Here is a 19,213-nt window from a genome sequence, read left to right as displayed (position 1 = left end):
AAAGCAGACATTGAAACGTTGAACCAAGGCAAAGGCACGCCCTAAGTATGTTAGGGCTAACACTTTAAGTTCTGGCCTTTTTGGGATATGTGGGCAAATCGCCTTGTCAGCAAAACTGCCAGATGTTTTTTGCGCTGAAAACAAAGAGCAATATATTAACAACGTCGGCATCTGATTTTGGTATGCACCGCTTAAGGTTGTGCTTTTAACAGTACCGAAGTGCTACATGCCATGCTGTTTTGCAAGCCATTGACTGGCCGTTGTAGTTGCAATTCCCTTACGTTGATTGTAAGTATTGCTCTTATTCCAGGCCACTCCGTCAGGCCGCGCGAAAGCAAGTCGGTAATTTGCCCCGACATCTTGAGGATTGTGCTGGACATCATCCTGAAGCTTTTTCCCGTCCAGTAATGTTCTGTTTACTTCAGTGCCCCAGTAGGCACGCATTAAATCAGCAAGTTCACTATAAGTCAGGGTATCACCTGCAATATAGACAATCTCGTTTCGGAAAGTGGGCTGATAGAAGAAAATGTCTGCAGTCAACTGGCCGATGTCTTCAGGTGTGGTCAGCGTTACCGCATGTTGCCAGTCTCCCAGAGCACAGACAGTTTTACTTTGTGCGTCAATCACACCAAAGCCGGGCTCGAACAGATAGCTGGTAAAAATACCTGTAGATACAATGACCCACCCTGTCGCGTTCTGCTGGCGTAGAAGGTGGCGAACTTCAAACTGTTCATCCCAGACTTGTTGTCCGCTGCCTTTACCGACAACGTCATAATCAACGCCAAACTGCCATGGGAAATAGCGGACTACAGCCGCTTTCAATACCGCCTGCGTAATCTTTATCTGCGTTCCCGGCCCGCCGACAAAACCACTGCAGTTGATGACGGCGTCGAAAGAACCAAATAGCTCACTCAGCTCATCAATACTGTTTTCCTGCAGGTCGCCCTCGACCACAGCGATTCCAAGCTTCATCAGTTCATCCAGCCGTGCCCTGCGTGAACCAGAAACGGCATGAGCGGCTTCACTTCTGAGTAACACGCTAATTTTTACATGGGTATGTTCATGCGCTTTATTACTCATCGCTCTCAATACCTGAATACCAAGCTCTCCTGCTCCGAGTACAAGAACAGTATGTATCGGTTTTTTTTCGGAATTCATTCTTGCTTCCTGTTGTATTAAAACGTCATCCTGACACCTGACATGGCCTGGTTCAATTAGGCACACACATGATACTGGAGGTGATATGAAATCTGAACGGGAAGCGCTGTTGCAATTTTCAAAGGAATTCTGTGAGGAATTAAGCAACGATGATGAGGGCCTAAAACGTGAGATCCTGGCGCATGCAGGTAATCGCTGGTCGCTGGGCGTGCTGCATATTCTCGGTACCAACGGACCTCTTCGCTATGGAGAGGTACGCCGCTACCTTACGGATGTCACTCAAAGAATGCTGACGCGAACACTGCGCCATCTGGAGCGGGACGGGCTTATATCCCGCTATGATTACGAGGAAAAATTGCCCCGGGTGGTTTATGCGATTACAGATATGGGAAAAGAAATGCTTCTGCGGATGTTACCTTTATGGTCCTGGATTATCACATCCGCCAGCTATTTCCGGGTAGCAAGAGCACAGTACGACGGTGATTGAATGTTGAGGTGACAGACTGGCAGAAAGAGGCTAGAGGACTTTATGAATGTTGAAACTCTAATCAAAGCAGGCTGTTCACCATATTGTCTTCCTGAAAAAATGCGGTTATGGCTGCTAATCGCTAAACACAGGTGCTCCAATGAAAAGAAGAAATTTTAGTCCTGAATTCAAACGCGAATCCGCTCAGTTGGTTGTCGGTCAAAACGACACCGTCTCTGATGCCGCTAAGGCTATGGATGTCGGTCTTTCCACGATGACAAAATGGGTCAAGCAACTGCGTGAAGAGCGTCAGGGCAAAACACCAAAATCCTCTCCGATAACACCGGAAAAAATCGAAATACGCGAGCTGAAGAAAAAGATACAACGTATTGAAATGTAAAACGAAATTTTGAAAAAGGATACCGCGCTCTTGATGTCAGACTCCCTTAACAGTTCTCGATAATCGGGAAACTCAGAGCGCGTTATCCTGTGGCCACTCTCTGCCATGTGTTTGGGGTTCATCGCAGCAGCTATAAATACTGGAAAAACCGTCCTGAAAAACCAGACGGCAGACGGGCTGTGTTACGAAGTCAGGTACTTGAGCTGCATGGCATCAGCCACGGTTCGGCCGGAGCAAGAAGCATCGCCACAATGGCAACGCAGAGAGACTACCCGATGGGGCGCTGGCTTGCTGGCAGGCTCATGAAAGAACTGGGGCTGGTCAGTTGCCAGCAGGCGACTCACCGGTATAAGCGTGGTGGTCATGAACACGTTGCTATCCCGAATCACCTTGAGCTACAGTTCGCCGTAACAGAACCAAACCTGGTGTGGTGCGGTGATGTGACCTATATCTGGACAGGCAAACGCTGGGCATACCTCGCTGTTGTTCTCGATCTGTTTGCAAGAAAGCCAGTGGGCTGGGCAATGTCGTTCTCGCCGGACAGTAGACTCACCATGAAAGCACTGGAAATGGCATGAGAAACTCGGGGTAAGCCCGCAGGAGTGATGTTCCACAGCGGTCAGGGCAGTCATTATACGAGCAGGCAGTTCCGGTAGTTACTGTGGCGCTACCGGATCAGACAGAGTATGAGCCGGCGTGGAAACTGTTGGGATAATAGCCCAATGGAACGCTTCTTCCGGAGTCTGAAAAACGAACGGGTGCCAGTGACAGGTTACGTAAGCTTCAGCGATGCGACTCACGCCATAACGGACTATATCGTTGAATATTACAGCGCACTCAGGCCGCACGAATATAACGGTGGGTTGCCACCAAACGAATCAGAAAATCGATACTGGAAAAACTCTAACGCGGTGGCCAGTTTTTGTTGACCACTTCAATACAGTTTCCCATTAGCTAGAATTAGCTATAAACCGTTATAAAGACACGGCTCAGGTAGTGAATAATTAACTCTGAAAGTCCGTAATGAAATATGTCAACGGGTAACTGTGGCTATCCTTTACTCCTTTATTGGCTAAACCATTTTTCTCTGCCTGCTCTGCGCTATAAATAACGCGTCCGGACTCGGAAGCTGTTATTTTCTCCAATTCAGCAGGAGTAAGCTTTGTGCAAGATGTGTAGACCTTTCGCAACAATGCGTTGTAACTGTCATCTTCCTCCAAGATCCTTTGTGCCTGATCAGGTTTCATATAGTCTACTTTTTCATAACCCGATGCAGCGGGATGCAACATGAATCTCGCCATGGGCATGGTGTAGCGGTCACTCGATGCGCAGTAAATCATCGTGGCTGCTGACCCTGTCATAGAAGCGTTAATAATACTCAGCTTTTGAGGAGTTTTTCGAAGAGCCTCGTATGCTACGTATCCTGCATCCATATCTCCACCGTCGCTGTTAAGGTAAAGGTCAATGTTCTTTACGTTGCGATAGTTTGATTGGACATCCGCAAGCGAGGATATCAACCAGGTCACTGTTTGATTATTTACTAAGCCGTTAAAGTAAACCCCGACTTCGTTAACCTCACCGTTTGTTACCGTATCACCCCGGATAGAAACGACATTTGCATTCACACCTGTAGAGGCAATAGCTGCAATAAATGCTATTAATATTTTTCTCATTTTTTAAGTTTCTTAGTTAAATGGGTATTCACAACGGATAACCGCTAGGATGAAAACCAATAAATTATACCTAACTATCTTTATAAAACTCTTCACTGGGCTATTTGTTAAAAACGCGATCAGTTTGCTGCACACGGCAAAGATAAACAAAATACTCAACGCATAGCAGGACTGATGATCATAAAAGGCAAAGGGAAAAATGTTTAGGTAATGACTGCCCACTTCCATTGCCGGTTCCTGCGTACGCGTGTGTGTTTTTGAAAAGTTAAAAGCAAAGATACTACATGAAACGAAGATTTTTAACGCTATTTTGCGTGTGAGCGCAACGCTGAAATCCTCATTCCAGATAAATTACCCGGTCTGCCGAAGCTATCGTCGTCTCTCGATGAGCAATGATTACCTTTGTGATGTCTAAAGTTTTGATCGCGAGATTCACCATAGTCTCACTTTCTTTGTCCAGGGCGCTGGTAGCCTCATCTAAGAACAAGACTGCAGGTTTCTTGTAAATCGCCCGAGCAAGGAACAGTCGTTGTTTTTGACCACCTGGTCACAGGCTGAGACAAGGGTGTTGATGCCGCCAAATAGCATGTCCATCTTAGTCACCCGGATCCCGGTATTGATGGTATCGATTTCGAGGTTGAGCCAGTGGGCACTGCGTCTTTCTGCTATCCCCTGCATTTTGACTGTGGCGATCCCGTACAGGGTTTCCATAAAATAGGAACCGGCGCGGGCATTTCTTACTAAAGACTCCTCTGACAGTTGCCTGTAATAACCGTAGGTCAGTAGCCTGAGGAGTACATATAGGGCTGTGAAGGCCATAACTATCCAGGTTAACCAGCCCCCGTACAAAATCATCATCACGAACACGCCGACCACCATGATAATGTCCATAATGGCACCGACAATACTGGCCGTGAAGGTGCTGCGCAATGTATCCAGCGAGCTGAAGCGCGACTGGATATCCCCCAGTTTACGGCGTTCAAAATACCCCAGGGGCAGTCGCAACAAATGATTGAACAACCCGGATTGCCACTGGACGTTGATGAGTGTCGCCATGACCAATGAGGACCAGGAACGCACCATGCTGACTGCCGCCCGCAGCAGAATAAAGAACAACAACCCCGCGCAGATTAAGGTCAGCAGTCCGCGATCGCCGGCAGGGATCGCATGATCCATCACCAGTTGTGTACCAACCGGCATCACAAGGTTAATGGTTTCAATCACCACTGACAGACAAAAAATCTTGCCTAGCGTCCCTTTGAGGCCGTGTACGCTTCCCATCAGCGTGCTAAGACTGAGCCGGTTTTGCACAGTGTCTGCTTTGAATGCAGCGCCTGGCCAGGCTTCGAGTGCCACGCCGGTGAAACTGTGCGACACCTCCGCCATGTTGATGGTCCTTCGGCCTCTGGCCGGGTCATGTATGACCACGTGATTACGCCTGACGCTCACCAGAACGACAAAATGGTTAAACTCCCAGTGCAGTATGCACGGCACTTTTAGCGCACTGAGATCTTCAATATCCAGTGACAGGGGGCGTGAGGACAAACCGAGTTGTTCGGCGATACCGGTTAATCCGGACAACGTGGTGCCACGCGCCGAGAGGTTGAACTGCTGGCGTAGCGCAATCAGATCGACGTTCTTGCCATAATGGCCGCAGATCATCGCCAGACAAGCGAGACCACATTCAGAGGATTCAGTTTGATGAACTAGCGGGACGCGTTGTCGCAGCCGGATGTCGAGCTGGCCGAGCAGTTTTTTGACAGAGAGCCTACTCATTGACCGGTCCCGACGCGCTGTGTTTCATGTCGTAGAACGGTGATAGCATCCATTGATATATCTTTCTTTTTTCCAAAAATAGTGTGCTCTCCGCTTTCATACCGTTTTCAAGGTTCAGGCGTTTACCGTTATACATAATGGTCTGCTTTTTTGGTCTGACAATCACCTTGTAGTAAGGGACTGCAGAGGTCAGCGCGGGTTTGGGGGCGCCCTGATAGGTCAGCATTTCCTGCGGTGACGCCGGTGCTTTGGAAATCACTGACACCGTGCCGGCGAACTGCCCAAATTTCTGAGAAGGGAAGGCCTCATAGCGAATGTTGACTCGGTCCCCTGGGGATATATAGGGAATAGCATCATTAGGTACCCAAAGTACCAGAGAGTAATGATCAATGTAGGGTGGGATAACCTGCAGCAAACTGTCGCCGACGTTAACCATTTGCCCTACCGTGACGCTAAGGGAGTCGACGCGACCGTCAACCAGGGCACGGACGATGATGGTTCCGCCGGCATCGATATTCAGCAGCTCTTTTTGCAGTTCGTAGCGTTGTAGTTCCATTTGATAAATCTGGTTATCAAATTCTGAGGCCTGTGTGTGGATTTGACTTTCCAAAGCGGTGATCTGCAGAGAGTTTTGCTCGTTTTGGCCGGTGAGACCCAATAGATTGTTTTGCTGCTGGTAATACAACGCCACCTGATTGGTGAGTTGATCCTTATTGATAAGCCCCTTGGTCTGATATTGCCGATAGTTCTGCATATTCTCTTTCATAATACGGAGTCCTTCCTCGGCGCGCCGCAGTATGTCGGTGGAGCGCTGGAAAGCAACGGTATATTGTGCCTTTTGTTTCTCCAGCATCTCGACTGTGTCTTTTTTGCTGCTGTCCAGTCGGCTGATGATTTGTGTAATGCGCTCAAGCTGGTTATCGATATCACGGCGTTGGTTGTCGCTGACCACGCCGCGGCGCGTACTTTTACTCACATCAATCTGGTAAATAGGCGTGCCCGTTTTGATTACCTGCCCTTCAGTAACAAATTCTTTAACAATCACTCCCTGAACTCCGGAATAGACGTTTGCCACGCGCGGATAGGTACTAATCTCTCCGGTGACGTTGACTCTGCGGGTATAGTTTACGGTGATGACACAGGTCAGGAAGACTGTAATAAATAAAAGACATAAGGATGCTGTGACCCAAAAGGGAATTCCGGGGAGGAGTAGCGCTCTACCACGCCATTTCATTTTCTGACTATCAATCGCTTCCTGGCGAAACACGGTTTGCCCTTCCTTAGCGAGTTGGTATGTGATGCGTCACGTTTATTATGCCATGACATTATATTGCTCCGGCAAGCGTTTGTTCATCAGTCCTTTTGATCTTCTAACCCTCTATTTTCATCGAAAGATTAATGACTTATCACACGTGACAATATAAGAAGGCCAACCATCGAGCTTAGGTTGATGCAGGCTGTTTCCAGTGAAGGATTGTACTCCTGTTTTGTTAGATAACTTTACTCAACAAACATACTTCAAAAAAAAGATTAACAGTTTCAAAAAATATCGGGTGAATAAAGAGATTTTAGTTATAAATTACAGTATCTTAAAAAACCTACTGTTCTCGTAGCATGAAGGGCAAAGAGAAACGAGAAAAATAACGCTTATCAATTAAATATTAAGAAAATGAGATTAAATGTAACAAAATAAAACAAAACTGACAAAGAGCTTACTTTTGAGCGTATAACTATTTGGGAGCTTTCACGGAGAAGTAAACGAGTAGCTGAGAAATAATCACCAACATACTGTTGGGATTTTTACTTAATGATGATGAGGCTGGTAGATGATTCTTCTTATTAAGAATAGCTTATTGAGGCTTATTTTGTGTGCTTCAATAACATCATTGGTAATATATTGCCTTTCTGGAACTGTTTTTTATATTTCGCATCCAATATTAGTGATTTTTTTGACTGTAGCTGTAGCTGTAATTATATCTAATTTTATCACTTCTAAAATAATACCAATTAAGGATAAATAAAATGTTAAGAGAGCTTACACAAAAGGAAATTAGCATTGTTTCCGGAGGAAATGCTAATTCCAATTATGAAGGTGGACATTGCGGTGGAGCAGCAGTAAAAGGTGGGATCGCTGGTGCCGCAGGCGGAGCAGTCGCGAATGGAATAAGAGGTGGAGTAGCAGGATTGGCTGGCGGTCCCGTTGGTGTAGCAGCTGGTGCAATATCAGGGGCCGGAGAAGGTGCTGTTTATGGCGGTATATCAGGAGCCATTGGAGGTTATATTGGCTGCAGGGACAGAGGCTCGAATAATAATGGTGGAGCGTTTGGCGGCAACTCTAATGCCAACAGTGTCAATGGTCAGTGCCATTGGTAAATAGTTTACATAAAAACTACCCAGAAGTAATAACGACTTTAGGGTAGTTCTGGTCATTTTCGATAGACAAAACCTGGCTGTTAAAATCATCCACGACGTTCGAAGTCCGAAAACGTTGGCCACATGTCAGCGCGTCGTACATAAAAGGACTCAACCAGCCTTAAGAACTTAAAAGCGATAGCCATTGATGCCAGATCAATTCCTTACGCTCTTCGATTGGTTAAAAAATACGCTCAAAGTACAAGAATATCCGTTCTCCAAACTGCCCGAAGCCCAAACCCCTTGTACAGACTATTATGCGGCAATGTCCGCTCCTCGCTCATAGCGGTCCTCCAGCTTCGTTAGCTCATCCGCTACGTGCCAGGAATGCACGTTAGACAAAAGTAGAATCTCCTTTTATAGGAGTTTTATTTCCAATCAAATGAAAGCAACTCTCTTAAGTCACCTGACCATAATACCAGCGTTCTCCCGTGAACCATTCATCCCGGTCCTCGCTTCCATAATATTCGAGTGTGATACCTATTTCCTGTATGTTAGCTGGTAGAACGAGTCCCCACTCAGCAGCAAGGCTACGATCTTTGATCAAAGAAGAAGCACCATTCTCAGAACGATCTTCAGTTATGAAGCCTTGATAATATTCTTCGGAGCGATAAAGACAGACCTCACTTGTAAACATATCCGGAAGACATACAACAGCGGTAATCCGCGGACTGTAATTCATACCAACAGTGGCCGTTATAAGGTTTGAACATGCGTTAATTAAAGCTTGTGCACAAGCTGCTTTGGTTTTAATCGTGCTGTATTTTCCCTGAATGAGATTAATTTCTACTGGAATTTTGAAATTCCAGTAATGCTCATCTTCTGAAAAAATGCTACGTTCAGGGCTATGAAAAGTACCAGCCCAACGATTAAGAGCTTTTATGCGTCGGGGAATATTTCTGACTTTGGTTCGATGATCTCTGTTAAGTCGCCTACTCATGAATAATTTACCTATTAGCTGCTCAAACGTTCACGTTGTGCTCCTACACAAGAGCATTCTATCCTAAGTTGTTCAGCTTATCGTTACGTCTGCAATTTAACGTACTGCAATCGGCTTACGAGAATTTATGCCCGCTCCTCGCTCGCAGCGGACCTAACGAACCTCACACTGGTCTGCTTCGTGCCCAGGCTGTGTGAAAACTTTTTTGGCCGCTGAAAATGCCAAAAACAGAGCTGAAAACCGCGCTCATACGTAAAATTCGGCTCTACTAACCAGTCGATCAATTCCAGATTTTGCGTAGACGTGCGCACTTCAGTTTTTGGTCAGGGTTTTCACACAGCCTGTGCCAGGAACGGCCGCTGCAAAATCTTTCGTGAGTAAAATAGCCCGCAAAAGGAAAGCTCCGGACTTTATTTCATGCTTTTGTCGATTTGTATCGCGCATCAAGTTTGTCGAGAAAAGTGAACAAAACCTTATTCATTTCACTGTAATCATGTGTACGCAGCTCTTCCACGGTATTGACGAAGCGATAGTCTGCGGCCCGGTTCAGGTCTTTCGCGGAATGGGCAATCAGCCGTTCAACCACGTCCGGGGTAAGCTCCATATGGCACTGGAATCCGTAAACTAAATCGGAATAAGCCACGATTTGACGCGGACACCCTTCACTGTAGGCGATAATTTCAGCATGAGCCGTCAGGCCCGGCATATCGTTATGCCAGTGACCTACTTCCAGCGTTGCGCCAAAATGGGTAAACATCTCATTTTTACTGCCCGCCTCGGTCAGGAAAATCGGGAACTTACCTATCTCTTTTTCTGGACTGGGGGCAAACGGGGCATCAAGCGCTTCACCAATCAGCTGAGAACCTAAGCAAATACCAATGACGGCTTTACCAGACTTTATGGCCGAAGCAATTAAAGCCTGCTCAGCTTTTGAGTTAAAATGGGCGCACTCTTCAAGGGTCACGGCCGGATCCTGTGGTCCACCCATGACAATCAATAAATCGATGCCATGAGCATCATATGGGAGCTTTTCACCTGCATAAACACGGGAAAAAGTGACGTCATGACCCCGTACTCTTGCCCATGTTTCATAGGCCCCCGGTGCTTCAAAACTTTCATGTACGATGAAGTGTACTCGCATTGGCATATGCTCCTGTCAAACTTATGATAATCTTCTTTTTTACGTCTCACCCAGCCAATATTGTTCCAGACTGGATGTTTCAACCTGATTATCATACTTGCAGGGGCTGAATCTGAAATGCCAGGTAGTATAGATAAAGCGCCAAGACACGATGACGCCACAGGCTGGTCAGGCACCGCCATATGCTATCAACGCGGGGAAGCTGATCCTCCTCATTATCATATTGAAGGACAACTGCTCTTTGCCACCAGGGGAGTTATGCTGGTTGAAACGGAGGGAAACCGCTGGGTAATACCTCCTCAGCGCGCGTTATGGATACCGCCTCTTCAGATCCACAGTTATAACCTGCTATCGCAGACAGACCTGCGCGCCATCTATTTCAGCAGCAACCTTATCGCTGAATGCACGAACTTTACGAAGAGTAAGCACGTGCACGTCATTACCGCTACCGGGCTGGTGAAAGAATTGATAGCCGGGTTATTCAGTGAGGACTATAGCGAAGCGGGTCAACGGAAAATGGCCCTGTTGCTTCTGGAGATCCTCAGCGAGGCAACCCCCTTAACTGCGCAACTTCCTATGCCCCGTGATGAGCGCTTATTCTGTGCAGCCAGAGAGATAATGGTCAGCTATCGCTGGGAAGCGTCGCTTAGTGAGCTGGCTCATATCGCCACAATGTCTGAACGTACCTTCTCGAGACTGTTTATCAGGGATACAGGATTCAGTTTCAGAACCTGGAAGCAAAGAGCCAGGATTTGTGCTTCGTTAGATCTTCTCGCCAATGGCATGCCCATTAAGCAGGTCGCTTACCAGCTTGGATTCTCATGTCCGGCCGCATTTACAGCGGCTTTTCGTGCCATTTTGGATTCCACACCCCGTAATTTTTTGCCGTAATTTCATGAAAAATCCCTGGCAGAGCACAAATGATGAAGCGTCAGATCCATGCCACCGCGTCGGTGCTTGCAGCCCTTTTTCTGGCCACGTTCTGGACTTCGACGCTGATAACGGCACTGCCAGTTGACTGATGCAGCATACATATTCTGCATGCTGCAAAAACAGGAAAACAAAAAGAATAAAAATATCAAACCGGTACCCACTGCCGGTTACCGGATTGTCACGGAAAGAGCCGATACCGGGTTGCCGGAAGGTTATCTTTTGCCGATGTGACCAATTTCTACGCCAGCTGAGAGGCTTCTGCCAGTAAGGCCGCCTGCACGGCAGGACGGGCATAAATATTTTCCCTATAGGCCGTTAATACAGGCCAGCGATTCAGTTCGATGGAAAAGAATTTACACCAACCCAGCACGGTGAAAAGGTAAGCATCAGCAACGCTGAACGACGGGCCCGTCAGATAGGCATTTTCATTGAGCGTATCCTGCAGAAAATCGAACCGCCGGAAGAGTTTTTCACGAAAAATCGACCTGACGTCTTCAGGCAGTGTTGAGTTGAAAAGCGGTGCGGATCCCGCGTGTATTTCAGTGGTGATAAAGTTTAGCCACTCCTGCAGGCGCACTCGCGCCCAACTGTCCGCTCGCGGTGCCAGCCCTCTTTCCGGCTTCAGGTCAGCGAGGTACTGCACAATTGCCGGACCTTCGGTCAGTATCTGGCCATTGTCCAGTTCCAGTGCGGCGACATAACCTTTAGGGTTAATGGTACGGAAGTCACGTCCGTCAGCGGTGAGTTTGCTTCTGTTGTCCACTTTAACCAGTTCAAATTCAAGCCCGAGTTCACGCAGAACGATGTGTGGTGAAAGCGAACAGGTATCCGGGGCGTAATAAAGCTTCATTATCTCTCCGATAAAATTGAAAAGCTGTTTAACAATGTGCTGTGCGTTCCTGAACACACTGTGCGTAATGTGTTTCCTGCTGTAAAATTAATGATTAACAAATTAACTATTAGATGAGCTACTGATACGCATGATGAATCTTGTGCACTGGCGCTTACTGGTAGCCGTTGCGGATGCCAGTAATATCTCACGCGCCGCTGAAGAGGTAGGAATGACTCAGTCCGGCGCCAGTCAGGCTATCGCCCAGTTAGAGGCTTCACTTGGGTTCCCGGTGTTCACGCGGGAGCGTCGGCACATCGGCGTCACCGCACTGGGTGAGCAGGTTATTGAACAGGCAAGGAGAATGCTTGCGAGCCTGAATGCGATCCGCGTGCTGGCTGATGAGAGCCGCGGTCTATATGGCGGAAGGATTCGCCTCGCCAGTTTTCCCTCAGTGACTTCCACATTTCTTCCTGGACTGCTGCGCGACTTTAAACGCCTGCATCCGGGCACAGAAGTGGTGGTACTGGAAGGTACGGATGAGGAAGTGGAGGAATGGATTGCAGCAGACACTGTTGAACTGGGTGTGGTGATGAACCCTGTACCGGGAAGAGCAGACGTGGTTTTGGGTCAGGATGCGTGGGTAGCGGTAATGCCATCCCATCATTTGCAGGGGCGCAATGAAAGGGCGCATGGCATAACGCTAGAGGAACTGGCCGACCAACCCTTTATTCTCGCGACAGGCGGATGTGTCGTTAATGGAAAAAGCCTGATGGAGCAGGCAGGCTTGCACCTCTCCGATGTACGCGTAAAAGTACGGGATTGGGTCAGCGCCTGCATGCTGGTGCGTGAAGGCATGGGGGTGGCGCTGGTGCCTGAATCTGCCCTGCCAGATGAATTGCGGGGCCTGTGCGTGGTACCGGTGACACCTTCTATACACCGTGAATTTTGTCTCGTATGTTCGCCATCTGGAAAATCTTCCGGTGCGACGCAGGCATTACTGCAAGGGCTGCGTAAAGGAGGATGATTAGCTATCTATCCTATCAACAAAGAGTACTGGGTCAGTGTGATCCTTTCCGGACCATAGTCGTCCAGGGAAATACACGAGCTGCTTGCCGACAGCCATGAATTAACGTCCTGATAATATATTCAAGGATTGATATATATGTGCTGACAAATAGTAAGCGGGCAAACGCGAGTTGACTTTACGCTATCGCTACTTTAAAAAGATCTGGCAGCTATAAAATTTTCAGGGGAAATTAGCGCATGCAACTGCAGGATAGCCTTCAACAGGAAGTTATGACATCTGTAAATAAATCACTTACCTTTGATGTTTTGTATCAGGTTATCAGACCGGATATATCAACGTTTATTGCTGCAAGCTCGAAACTGCCATTAAAAAACCTTGATTACTGGGGATGTTTGATCCGTTGGACAATTTCATCGTCACTTCAAACGTCTCATCCACAATACGCAAGATTTAAGAATTATCGGGTTGGTTCTCTCAAATGGCTGGATGTTTGTAATGCTGATGGTTTCAGGCGGGAAAAAGCATTAAGGACATTATCAGGTGGAGCACCAAATAGTTTTTTATTTGCTTTGGTCGTCCGGAAACTTAATGACTGGGTTCCTCAGGTAAGAGAGGCTGCACGTGATGTATTACCATTAATCGCTGAATGTTCAGACCCGGAGATTATCGTTGATGTCTTGTTTATAACACTCCCCTACTGGAATTCATGGGGGAGAATGGGTGATAGAGAAAAAGATATTCTGATGAAAATTATTTTAATGGAGAAAGTAACCGAGTCTCTTAAAAAACGGCTTATTTATTCCACATCGGGACCTGTTGCCACTGTATTTATGCAAGCCGGTCGTATAAATGCATTAGACGCCTTTCTGACAGAGATTGCAGAATCATCGGTTCAACCCACCCTGCGAGCAAAAGCATATCGTTGTCTGTTTGAAAGCAAATTCGTTTGGGCTGAGGGAATGACATGGCAGTGGATTGACAAAGCATATGGCATAAGACGCAGCGTTCCTGTTTTAAAGGAGCGAATAATAGATACCAAAAGGCCTTTTCTTGAGAATTTAAAAATGGCAACCATTGACCGTTCACCTATTGTTCGGCGTATAGCAGGAGAAATGCTAATCAAGGAATTAGATCATATTGGAGATGAAGCATTCAGACTGGCAAAAATACTGGCATCAGATACATCGCTATCAGTATCTGAACGAGGGAGGTACGCATTGGCCGACTTAGGAAAACGTACGTGACACTGTCACTAATAATATGATGCAATATATGTAAATTATGCTCTGCATGAGCAAGGCCGTTATCGTATTGACGACTTTATCCGCTATTCCAGTAAGTTTCCCGCTATATTTTCATACACGTTTTATCACTTATCCCACTGCTAACCCGACGCCGTAGATATTCCCGTAGCGAACGGGACTCATTTTGTTTCACTTATTGCGGTAAATAATTGCCGGGTGTAATCCTGCTTGGGCTGCGTGATCAATGCCTCTGCCTCCCCGGTTTCGATAATCTCTCCATCCTTCATAACGATGACGCGATGACTCATATGGAGCACTACGCCTGGGTCATGTGAGATTAGCAGAATGGCCAGGCCCAACTGGTGTTGCAGGGTTTTCAACAGGTCCAAAACCTGCGCCTGGGTCGTGACATCCAGTGCTGAAACTGGCTCATCGCAAATCATGATATCAGGATCAGAGGCCAGCGCCTGGGCTATTGCCACACGTTGCCGCTGCCCACCTGAGAGTGTCTGCGGGCGACGTGTCAGTAATTCAGGAGACAGCCCTACCTGCTTCATCAGCAGCAGTATTTTATTCTCTATCTCTTCCCGGTTCAGACCTGGGATGAGCTTTAATGGCTGACGGATGATTTGCCCAATTGTGTACTGGGGGTTGAACGAGCCAAGCGGGTCCTGTGTGATAGTCTGAATTCGCCCCCGCAACGGGCGACGTTGTTTTTCAGACATGCTGCTCCAGGCCTGATTGTTAAGCCTGACCTCACCGGAGTGGGGGGACTGCAACGCGAGTAAAATCTTGCCAAGTGTCGTTTTCCCGCATCCTGATTCGCCGACCAGTCCCAATGTCTCTCCCCGGCGCAGCGACAGAGAGACCTGCTTCAGAACCTGGTGTGTTGAACCATCACCACGGGGATAAGCCAGTGACAGGCGATCGGCACGAAGCACCACCTGTTCAGAAGCCGCCTTCATCCTGGGATCGGGCACGTTGCCCGATGTTGAAAGCCAGCGGTGACGGGTATGAACGCCGGGAATAGCACTTAATAGTTTCCGTGTATAGGGATGCTGTGGTGCCGCTAAAACCCGGGCTGCTTCGCCCTGTTCAACACCGATACCCTGTTGCATCACCAGTACGCGATCGGCGATTTGTGACACGACGGACAGATCGTGGGTAATCAACAATACCGCGTGCCCGCGATCCGCCAGTTGGCGAAACAAAAGGAGGATATGTTGTTGTACCGTCACATCCAGGGCAGTGGTGGGTTCATCTGCAATCAGCATCTGTGGCCCCGCTGCCAGTGCGGAGGCTATCAGGGCGCGCTGCCTCAGGCCGCCGGAAAGCTGATGGCTGTACTGCTGCATACGATGATGGGGGTCAGGAATGCCTGCGGAGGTGAGCAGCCCGGCGACCTGGCGATCAATATCCCGTCGTGGCACACGCCGATGCAACTGTAGCGCCTCTGCCACCTCCTGCCCGATGGTGCGTAAAGGATCGAGAGATGTCAGTGCATCCTGTAAGACAAAACCAATCTCTTTACCACGCAGGGCTTTCCACTGAGGATCTCCTGAGGCAAGCAGATCCTGTGCTTTGCCATCCGCTGTTGTCAGTCGCAGTCGTTGTGCGTCAACGCTGGCTTTTTCACCTGCCAGCCCAACCAGTGCGCGCGCGGTGACCGACTTACCCGAACCGGATTCCCCGACCAGCGCCAGGATCTCACCCGCATACAGGTTAAATGACAGTCCCTTGACCACCTCGACATCCGCGAAACTTACCGTGAGATGCGATACCTCCAGCAGCGGGTTAACAGGACGGTTGTTCTCCATAATGGTTACGCTCCTTTTGATGCAATTGTTTGCAAGCGGCGGCCGGCCAGTGTGAGCGCAATCACCGACAGCGCCACCACGCTCGCGGGCAGCAGGCTTATCCATGGCGCAATGTCGAGAAAGTCGCGGCCGTCAGCCAGCAACGCCCCCCATTCTGCGGTAGGCGGCACCACCCCCAGGCCCAGAAAGCTCAACGCAGACGCGCTCAGGACAGCCTGACCAATGCCGATGGTTAACACAATCAGCAACGGGCGCAGCGAGTTGGGAATAATATGCCGCATGATGATGGTGAAAGGCGTTTCGCCGAGGGCGATGGCTTGTTGCACATAACCCGATAGTCGCACCTGGAGGATCTGTGACCGTAGCAGCCGCGCATACCCCGCGATACCCGATAAACCCACTGCCAGCAGCGTATTGGACGGGCCGCGCCCCAGTACGGCGATCACCAGCAATGCCAGCAATAGTTCCGGGAAGGCCAGCAGGATATCCAGCAGGCGCACCACCATAAACCGTATCGGACGGGGCCCCAATGAGGCGATTACACCAAGCAGAATCCCGCCACAGCCCGCAATCAGGGTGGCGCCAACACCAATACTCAGCGACAACGCTGATCCGTATATCACGCGGGTGTAAACGTCACGTCCCAGCGCGTCGGTACCGAACCAATGGTGTAGCGAAGGCGGCTGCAATATGGCCTCCATGTCCATATCATCCGGCAAGCTGTGGGTAAACCAGTACGGTGCAATGGCAATCAGCACCAGCAATACAATGGCTATTGCCGGGAGCAGGCTTTTTAACGTGAGTAACGGGTGCGCCGGGCGCGATCTGTCACGCTGACGGTTAAGGATAAGGGCCGGAACGCTACTCATATCAGAATGACCTGTTACGAAGACGAGGATCGATGAACAGATAAATCACGTCCATCAGCAAGTTTATGACGATAAATAACAATGCTGAAAGCATTACCAGACCAAGGATAAGCGGCATATCGCGGCTGGCAATGGCCTGAAGCGTGATTTTACCCAACCCGGCGCGGCCGAAAACAGTTTCGGTCAGGATGGATCCGCTGAGCAGATTCGCCAGCATGGTACCGGTCAGTGTAGAAGCGGCAAGCGATGCATGACGCAGTCCGTGGCGCAGGCGTAGCAACGTCTCGCCCGCGCCACGGGTACGAACCGTCATGGCAAACGGCTGTTGCAGGGCCTCTTCCAGACCGTCACGCAGCACCTGACTGAGGATGGCTGTCAGTGGCAGGCTCAGTGCGATAATCGGAAGCACCAGCGAAACCCAGCCGTCGTTACCCGTTACCGGAAACCAGTTCAGGCGGAAACTGAAAATGCTCAGCAGAATAATACCAATCCAGTAGACCGGTGTACTCAGCAGACAAAGTTCCAACCCGGAGAACAGTGCGCGCAGTGGCCACCAGCGCCCGGAGGTCGCCAGAGCGTTGAGCGTAGCCAGTAATACCGCCAGCAGAAGCGCGCAACCTGCCAGTGTCTGGGTCTGTATCAGCGCGGCAGTAATGACTGTGGTTACCGGTGCCCGGAACTGGAAACTCTCACCGAAATGGCCCAGCAGCGCCTGGCCGCAATAATGCAAATACTGCGCCCAGAGAGGCTGGTCCAGCCCAAGTTTCGCCGTCATCGTTGCGCGCCAGGCATCATCAACGACGTTCTCGCCGCCGCTCATGATAAGTATCGGATCGCCAGGTATCAGTTTGATAGCTATAAACGTCAGCGTGGCCGCTCCCCACAGGACGGCAATAATGGAGAGCAGGCGGTGCAGGACAATTTTTGCCATATCAGTTGCTCAGCCAGGCATCATAAAAGTTAGGTTTAGCGTTGGTAGCCCAACTGATACCCTGGACTTTTTTGCTGATCCCCAACTGATACGCCGGTATGTACAGCGGAACGACATAGGCCTGATCAATCACCTGGCGCTGGATATCACTGTATATCTGTTTCCGTTGTGCATCAGGAGCACCAATTGCCAGCGTTAGTTTATCGTCCAGTGCATTAACGTGACTGTAGTTGGCACCTTTAGGTGGGATGTAGGCTGAGTGGAAAACGGTACGCAGAATATCCGGTTCGGCGCGCACGTAGAAATTCGAGACGATATCGTAGTCGTTGCTGGCGGTACGCGCGCTGAAGATACCACTGTCAACCGGATCAAACTGAAGGTTAAAACCGGCCTTCTTCACCTGGAACTGGATGGCCTGGAACAGGGTGACATCCGCGCTTTCGGTCGATGCCGGGTCATAGAGAAAATGCACGGTCAACGGCTGCCCCGGGCTGAGTTGTTTTGCAGGCTGGGCTGCGGAAACGCGGGCGTTAGCGTCGTAATAAAGTGTTTGTGGCCCCAGCACGCTATCCGCAGGTTTCAGCGTACCAAAGAAAGCGACTTTTACCGCAGAAGCGGGATCGACCGCATGCAGAAACGCCTGCCGGACGTTAACGTCGCTGAACGGACCTTTAGACGTATTGAGGTACAACACCCGTGGAATGCCCGGATTTTCTTTGGTCAGAATACTGACTTGTGGATTACGCTGAAGTGCACGGACATTGGCGGGAGGAACGGCATCAATGGCCTGCACCTGCCCGCTGGTTAACGCGCCCAATCGGACAGAGGATTCCGGCAGATATTTAAAGTTAATGGCGGAGAGCCATGCAGGACCCTGATGGTGCGCGTAGCCCGGCCCCCATTGATAATCATCACGGCGTGTCAGCTGGCTGCCGTTGCCCTTGACGAAGGATTTAAGGATAAAAGGCCCCGATCCCACGACGGTGTTGCTGGTATTTGGGGTGTTCTTCAGATAGGTCGGTGATTGTATACCGAGATAAGGCAGACTCAGACCCTGCAACAGTGGCGCAAACGGCGTCTTATAGTGGATCACCACGGTAAAATCATCCGGTGTGGTGATGCTGTCGATCGGGCCAAGCAGCGATTTCGCATAGCTTGAGGTAGTTTTGGGATCCAGGATGCGATCCAAATTATATTTAACCGCCTGCGCGTCCAGCCGGGTTTTGTCGCTGAAGGTCACGTCCTTGCGCAGGTGGAAGGTATATTGCGTGTGATTGTCGTTAATCTCCCAGCGCAAGGCAAGCCACGGGGTAAAACGGTTATCCCCGGCTTGCCCTACCAGCGAGTCCACGACATTACGGGTGATCAAGGCCGTGACTGAGTAACCGGTAATGGAAGGATCGATGATAGGGGTGTCGCTACCTAAGGCGACATTTAATGTCCCGCCCGATACAGGCGATTCTGCTGCGTGGGCCGTTGCGACCAGTGCCGCTAATAATAATCCTACTGCCGCTTTTGTTTTCATTATTCCTTGCTCCGGGGTATTCAGGCTCTGAGGGTATGACCTCACCCTACAAAGTTGAAGATGCTCATA

At 49.3% G+C, this 19,213-nt stretch carries 16 protein-coding genes and 3 pseudogenes; 7 read left to right on the top strand and 12 right to left on the bottom strand.

The genetic code is table 11. The features are described from left to right. Window positions 1–222 precede the first annotated feature (222 nt). Window positions 223–1,158: an aromatic alcohol reductase gene (locus ACOZIO_RS20595; RefSeq protein ID WP_421595654.1), complete on the bottom strand. Its 936-nt coding sequence runs from the start codon at window positions 1,156–1,158 to the stop codon at window positions 223–225. Window positions 1,159–1,243: 85 nt separating this feature from the next. Between ACOZIO_RS20595 and ACOZIO_RS20590 the strand changes: the two genes are divergently transcribed. Then, a complete protein-coding gene (locus tag ACOZIO_RS20590) occupies window positions 1,244–1,645 on the top strand; it encodes a winged helix-turn-helix transcriptional regulator (RefSeq protein ID WP_129952599.1) in 402 nt (133 codons plus the stop codon). 139 nt (window positions 1,646–1,784) lie between these two features. Further along, window positions 1,785–2,953 (top strand): annotated as a pseudogene (locus tag ACOZIO_RS20585) (IS3 family transposase). 75 nt (window positions 2,954–3,028) lie between these two features. Here the strand turns inward: ACOZIO_RS20585 and ACOZIO_RS20580 are convergent. The 3 genes and pseudogenes from ACOZIO_RS20580 to ACOZIO_RS20570 all read right to left on the bottom strand — a co-directional run bounded on the left by ACOZIO_RS20580 (window position 3,029) and on the right by ACOZIO_RS20570 (window position 6,740). Then, complete coding sequence (locus ACOZIO_RS20580; RefSeq protein ID WP_129952600.1) at window positions 3,029–3,697, bottom strand: ATP-dependent Clp protease proteolytic subunit; 669 nt, start codon at window positions 3,695–3,697, stop codon at window positions 3,029–3,031. A gap of 337 nt (window positions 3,698–4,034) precedes the next feature. Next, window positions 4,035–5,473 (bottom strand): annotated as a pseudogene (locus tag ACOZIO_RS20575) (ABC transporter transmembrane domain-containing protein). Then, the gene (locus ACOZIO_RS20570; protein WP_421595653.1) at window positions 5,466–6,740 is read right to left on the bottom strand and encodes an HlyD family secretion protein; all 1,275 of its coding nucleotides are present in this window, start codon (window positions 6,738–6,740) and stop codon (window positions 5,466–5,468) included. Before ACOZIO_RS20570 ends, ACOZIO_RS20575 begins: the two are co-directional and overlap by 8 nt. 755 nt (window positions 6,741–7,495) lie before the next feature. Here ACOZIO_RS20570 and ACOZIO_RS20565 point away from each other — a divergent pair. Beyond that, window positions 7,496–7,846 (top strand): hypothetical protein, encoded by a 351-nt coding sequence (locus ACOZIO_RS20565; RefSeq protein WP_129952602.1) that lies wholly within the window; start codon window positions 7,496–7,498, stop codon window positions 7,844–7,846. 40 nt (window positions 7,847–7,886) lie between these two features. On the opposite strand, the pseudogene ACOZIO_RS20560 reads toward ACOZIO_RS20565, so the two are convergent. From ACOZIO_RS20560 to ACOZIO_RS20550, 3 genes and pseudogenes are all read right to left on the bottom strand, one after another. Next, window positions 7,887–8,003, bottom strand: a pseudogene (locus tag ACOZIO_RS20560) (IS3 family transposase); the annotation flags it as partial. A gap of 279 nt (window positions 8,004–8,282) precedes the next feature. Next, window positions 8,283–8,825, bottom strand: coding sequence for a DUF3916 domain-containing protein (locus tag ACOZIO_RS20555; RefSeq protein ID WP_112198288.1), 543 nt, complete (start codon window positions 8,823–8,825; stop codon window positions 8,283–8,285). Window positions 8,826–9,240: 415 nt separating this feature from the next. Next, entirely contained in the window at window positions 9,241–9,966 is a 726-nt protein-coding gene (locus ACOZIO_RS20550) for a type 1 glutamine amidotransferase (RefSeq protein WP_421595652.1), read from the bottom strand. 117 nt (window positions 9,967–10,083) lie between these two features. Here ACOZIO_RS20550 and ACOZIO_RS20545 point away from each other — a divergent pair, with 117 nt between their 5' ends. Both ACOZIO_RS20545 and ACOZIO_RS20540 read left to right on the top strand, forming a co-directional pair. After that, window positions 10,084–10,857 (top strand): AraC family transcriptional regulator, encoded by a 774-nt coding sequence (locus tag ACOZIO_RS20545; protein ID WP_129950988.1) that lies wholly within the window; start codon window positions 10,084–10,086, stop codon window positions 10,855–10,857. Between the two features lie 150 nt (window positions 10,858–11,007). Further along, on the top strand, window positions 11,008–11,130 hold the full coding sequence (locus ACOZIO_RS20540) for a hypothetical protein (RefSeq protein WP_258453513.1): 123 nt from the start codon (window positions 11,008–11,010) through the stop codon (window positions 11,128–11,130). Between the two features lie 7 nt (window positions 11,131–11,137). Here ACOZIO_RS20540 and gstA read toward each other — a convergent pair whose 3' ends face one another. Further along, window positions 11,138–11,749, bottom strand: a complete 612-nt coding sequence (gene gstA / locus ACOZIO_RS20535; protein WP_129950989.1) for a glutathione transferase GstA — start codon at window positions 11,747–11,749, stop codon at window positions 11,138–11,140. 130 nt (window positions 11,750–11,879) lie between these two features. On the opposite strand from gstA, the gene ACOZIO_RS20530 reads away from it, so the two are divergent. After that, a complete protein-coding gene (locus ACOZIO_RS20530) occupies window positions 11,880–12,755 on the top strand; it encodes a LysR family transcriptional regulator (RefSeq protein ID WP_421595651.1) in 876 nt (291 codons plus the stop codon). A gap of 239 nt (window positions 12,756–12,994) precedes the next feature. After that, on the top strand, window positions 12,995–14,002 hold the full coding sequence (locus ACOZIO_RS20525; RefSeq protein WP_421595650.1) for a hypothetical protein: 1,008 nt from the start codon (window positions 12,995–12,997) through the stop codon (window positions 14,000–14,002). Window positions 14,003–14,181: 179 nt separating this feature from the next. Here the strand turns inward: ACOZIO_RS20525 and ACOZIO_RS20520 are convergent, their stop codons facing one another. From ACOZIO_RS20520 to ACOZIO_RS20505, 4 genes are read right to left on the bottom strand one after another with little or no spacing between them, the layout of a single operon-like run. Continuing rightward, window positions 14,182–15,819 carry a dipeptide ABC transporter ATP-binding protein gene (locus ACOZIO_RS20520; RefSeq protein WP_129950991.1) on the bottom strand — a complete coding sequence of 546 codons (1,638 nt, stop codon included), beginning with the start codon at window positions 15,817–15,819 and terminating at the stop codon, window positions 14,182–14,184. A gap of 5 nt (window positions 15,820–15,824) precedes the next feature. Next, window positions 15,825–16,688, bottom strand: coding sequence for an ABC transporter permease (locus tag ACOZIO_RS20515; protein WP_421595649.1), 864 nt, complete (start codon window positions 16,686–16,688; stop codon window positions 15,825–15,827). A gap of 1 nt (window position 16,689) precedes the next feature. Continuing rightward, window positions 16,690–17,619, bottom strand: a complete 930-nt coding sequence (locus tag ACOZIO_RS20510) for an ABC transporter permease (RefSeq protein WP_129950993.1) — start codon at window positions 17,617–17,619, stop codon at window positions 16,690–16,692. A gap of 1 nt (window position 17,620) precedes the next feature. Then, a complete protein-coding gene (locus tag ACOZIO_RS20505) occupies window positions 17,621–19,144 on the bottom strand; it encodes an ABC transporter substrate-binding protein (protein ID WP_421595648.1) in 1,524 nt (507 codons plus the stop codon). Window positions 19,145–19,213: the final 69 nt, after the last annotated feature.

This window comes from Rahnella sp. PD4, from assembly GCF_049199325.1.
GTDB lineage: Bacteria > Pseudomonadota > Gammaproteobacteria > Enterobacterales > Enterobacteriaceae > Rahnella > Rahnella perminowiae.
This window is presented reverse-complemented; position numbering and strand designations above follow the sequence as displayed.

What these genes read in the sequence shown, in the direction of transcription:
- ACOZIO_RS20595 (WP_421595654.1), bottom strand. Translation starts at nt 1,158, where the DNA reads ATGAATTCCGAAAAAAAACCGATACATACTGTTCTTGTACTCGGAGCA.
- ACOZIO_RS20590 (WP_129952599.1), top strand. Translation starts at nt 1,244, where the DNA reads ATGAAATCTGAACGGGAAGCGCTGTTGCAATTTTCAAAGGAATTCTGT.
- ACOZIO_RS20580 (WP_129952600.1), bottom strand. Translation starts at nt 3,697, where the DNA reads ATGAGAAAAATATTAATAGCATTTATTGCAGCTATTGCCTCTACAGGT.
- ACOZIO_RS20565 (WP_129952602.1), top strand. Translation starts at nt 7,496, where the DNA reads ATGTTAAGAGAGCTTACACAAAAGGAAATTAGCATTGTTTCCGGAGGA.
- ACOZIO_RS20555 (WP_112198288.1), bottom strand. Translation starts at nt 8,825, where the DNA reads ATGAGTAGGCGACTTAACAGAGATCATCGAACCAAAGTCAGAAATATT.
- ACOZIO_RS20550 (WP_421595652.1), bottom strand. Translation starts at nt 9,966, where the DNA reads ATGCGAGTACACTTCATCGTACATGAAAGTTTTGAAGCACCGGGGGCC.
- ACOZIO_RS20545 (WP_129950988.1), top strand. Translation starts at nt 10,084, where the DNA reads ATGCCAGGTAGTATAGATAAAGCGCCAAGACACGATGACGCCACAGGC.
- ACOZIO_RS20540 (WP_258453513.1), top strand. Translation starts at nt 11,008, where the DNA reads ATGCTGCAAAAACAGGAAAACAAAAAGAATAAAAATATCAAACCGGTA.
- gstA (WP_129950989.1), bottom strand. Translation starts at nt 11,749, where the DNA reads ATGAAGCTTTATTACGCCCCGGATACCTGTTCGCTTTCACCACACATC.
- ACOZIO_RS20530 (WP_421595651.1), top strand. Translation starts at nt 11,880, where the DNA reads ATGATGAATCTTGTGCACTGGCGCTTACTGGTAGCCGTTGCGGATGCC.
- ACOZIO_RS20525 (WP_421595650.1), top strand. Translation starts at nt 12,995, where the DNA reads ATGCAACTGCAGGATAGCCTTCAACAGGAAGTTATGACATCTGTAAAT.
- ACOZIO_RS20520 (WP_129950991.1), bottom strand. Translation starts at nt 15,819, where the DNA reads ATGGAGAACAACCGTCCTGTTAACCCGCTGCTGGAGGTATCGCATCTC.
- ACOZIO_RS20515 (WP_421595649.1), bottom strand. Translation starts at nt 16,688, where the DNA reads ATGAGTAGCGTTCCGGCCCTTATCCTTAACCGTCAGCGTGACAGATCG.
- ACOZIO_RS20510 (WP_129950993.1), bottom strand. Translation starts at nt 17,619, where the DNA reads ATGGCAAAAATTGTCCTGCACCGCCTGCTCTCCATTATTGCCGTCCTG.
- ACOZIO_RS20505 (WP_421595648.1), bottom strand. Translation starts at nt 19,144, where the DNA reads ATGAAAACAAAAGCGGCAGTAGGATTATTATTAGCGGCACTGGTCGCA.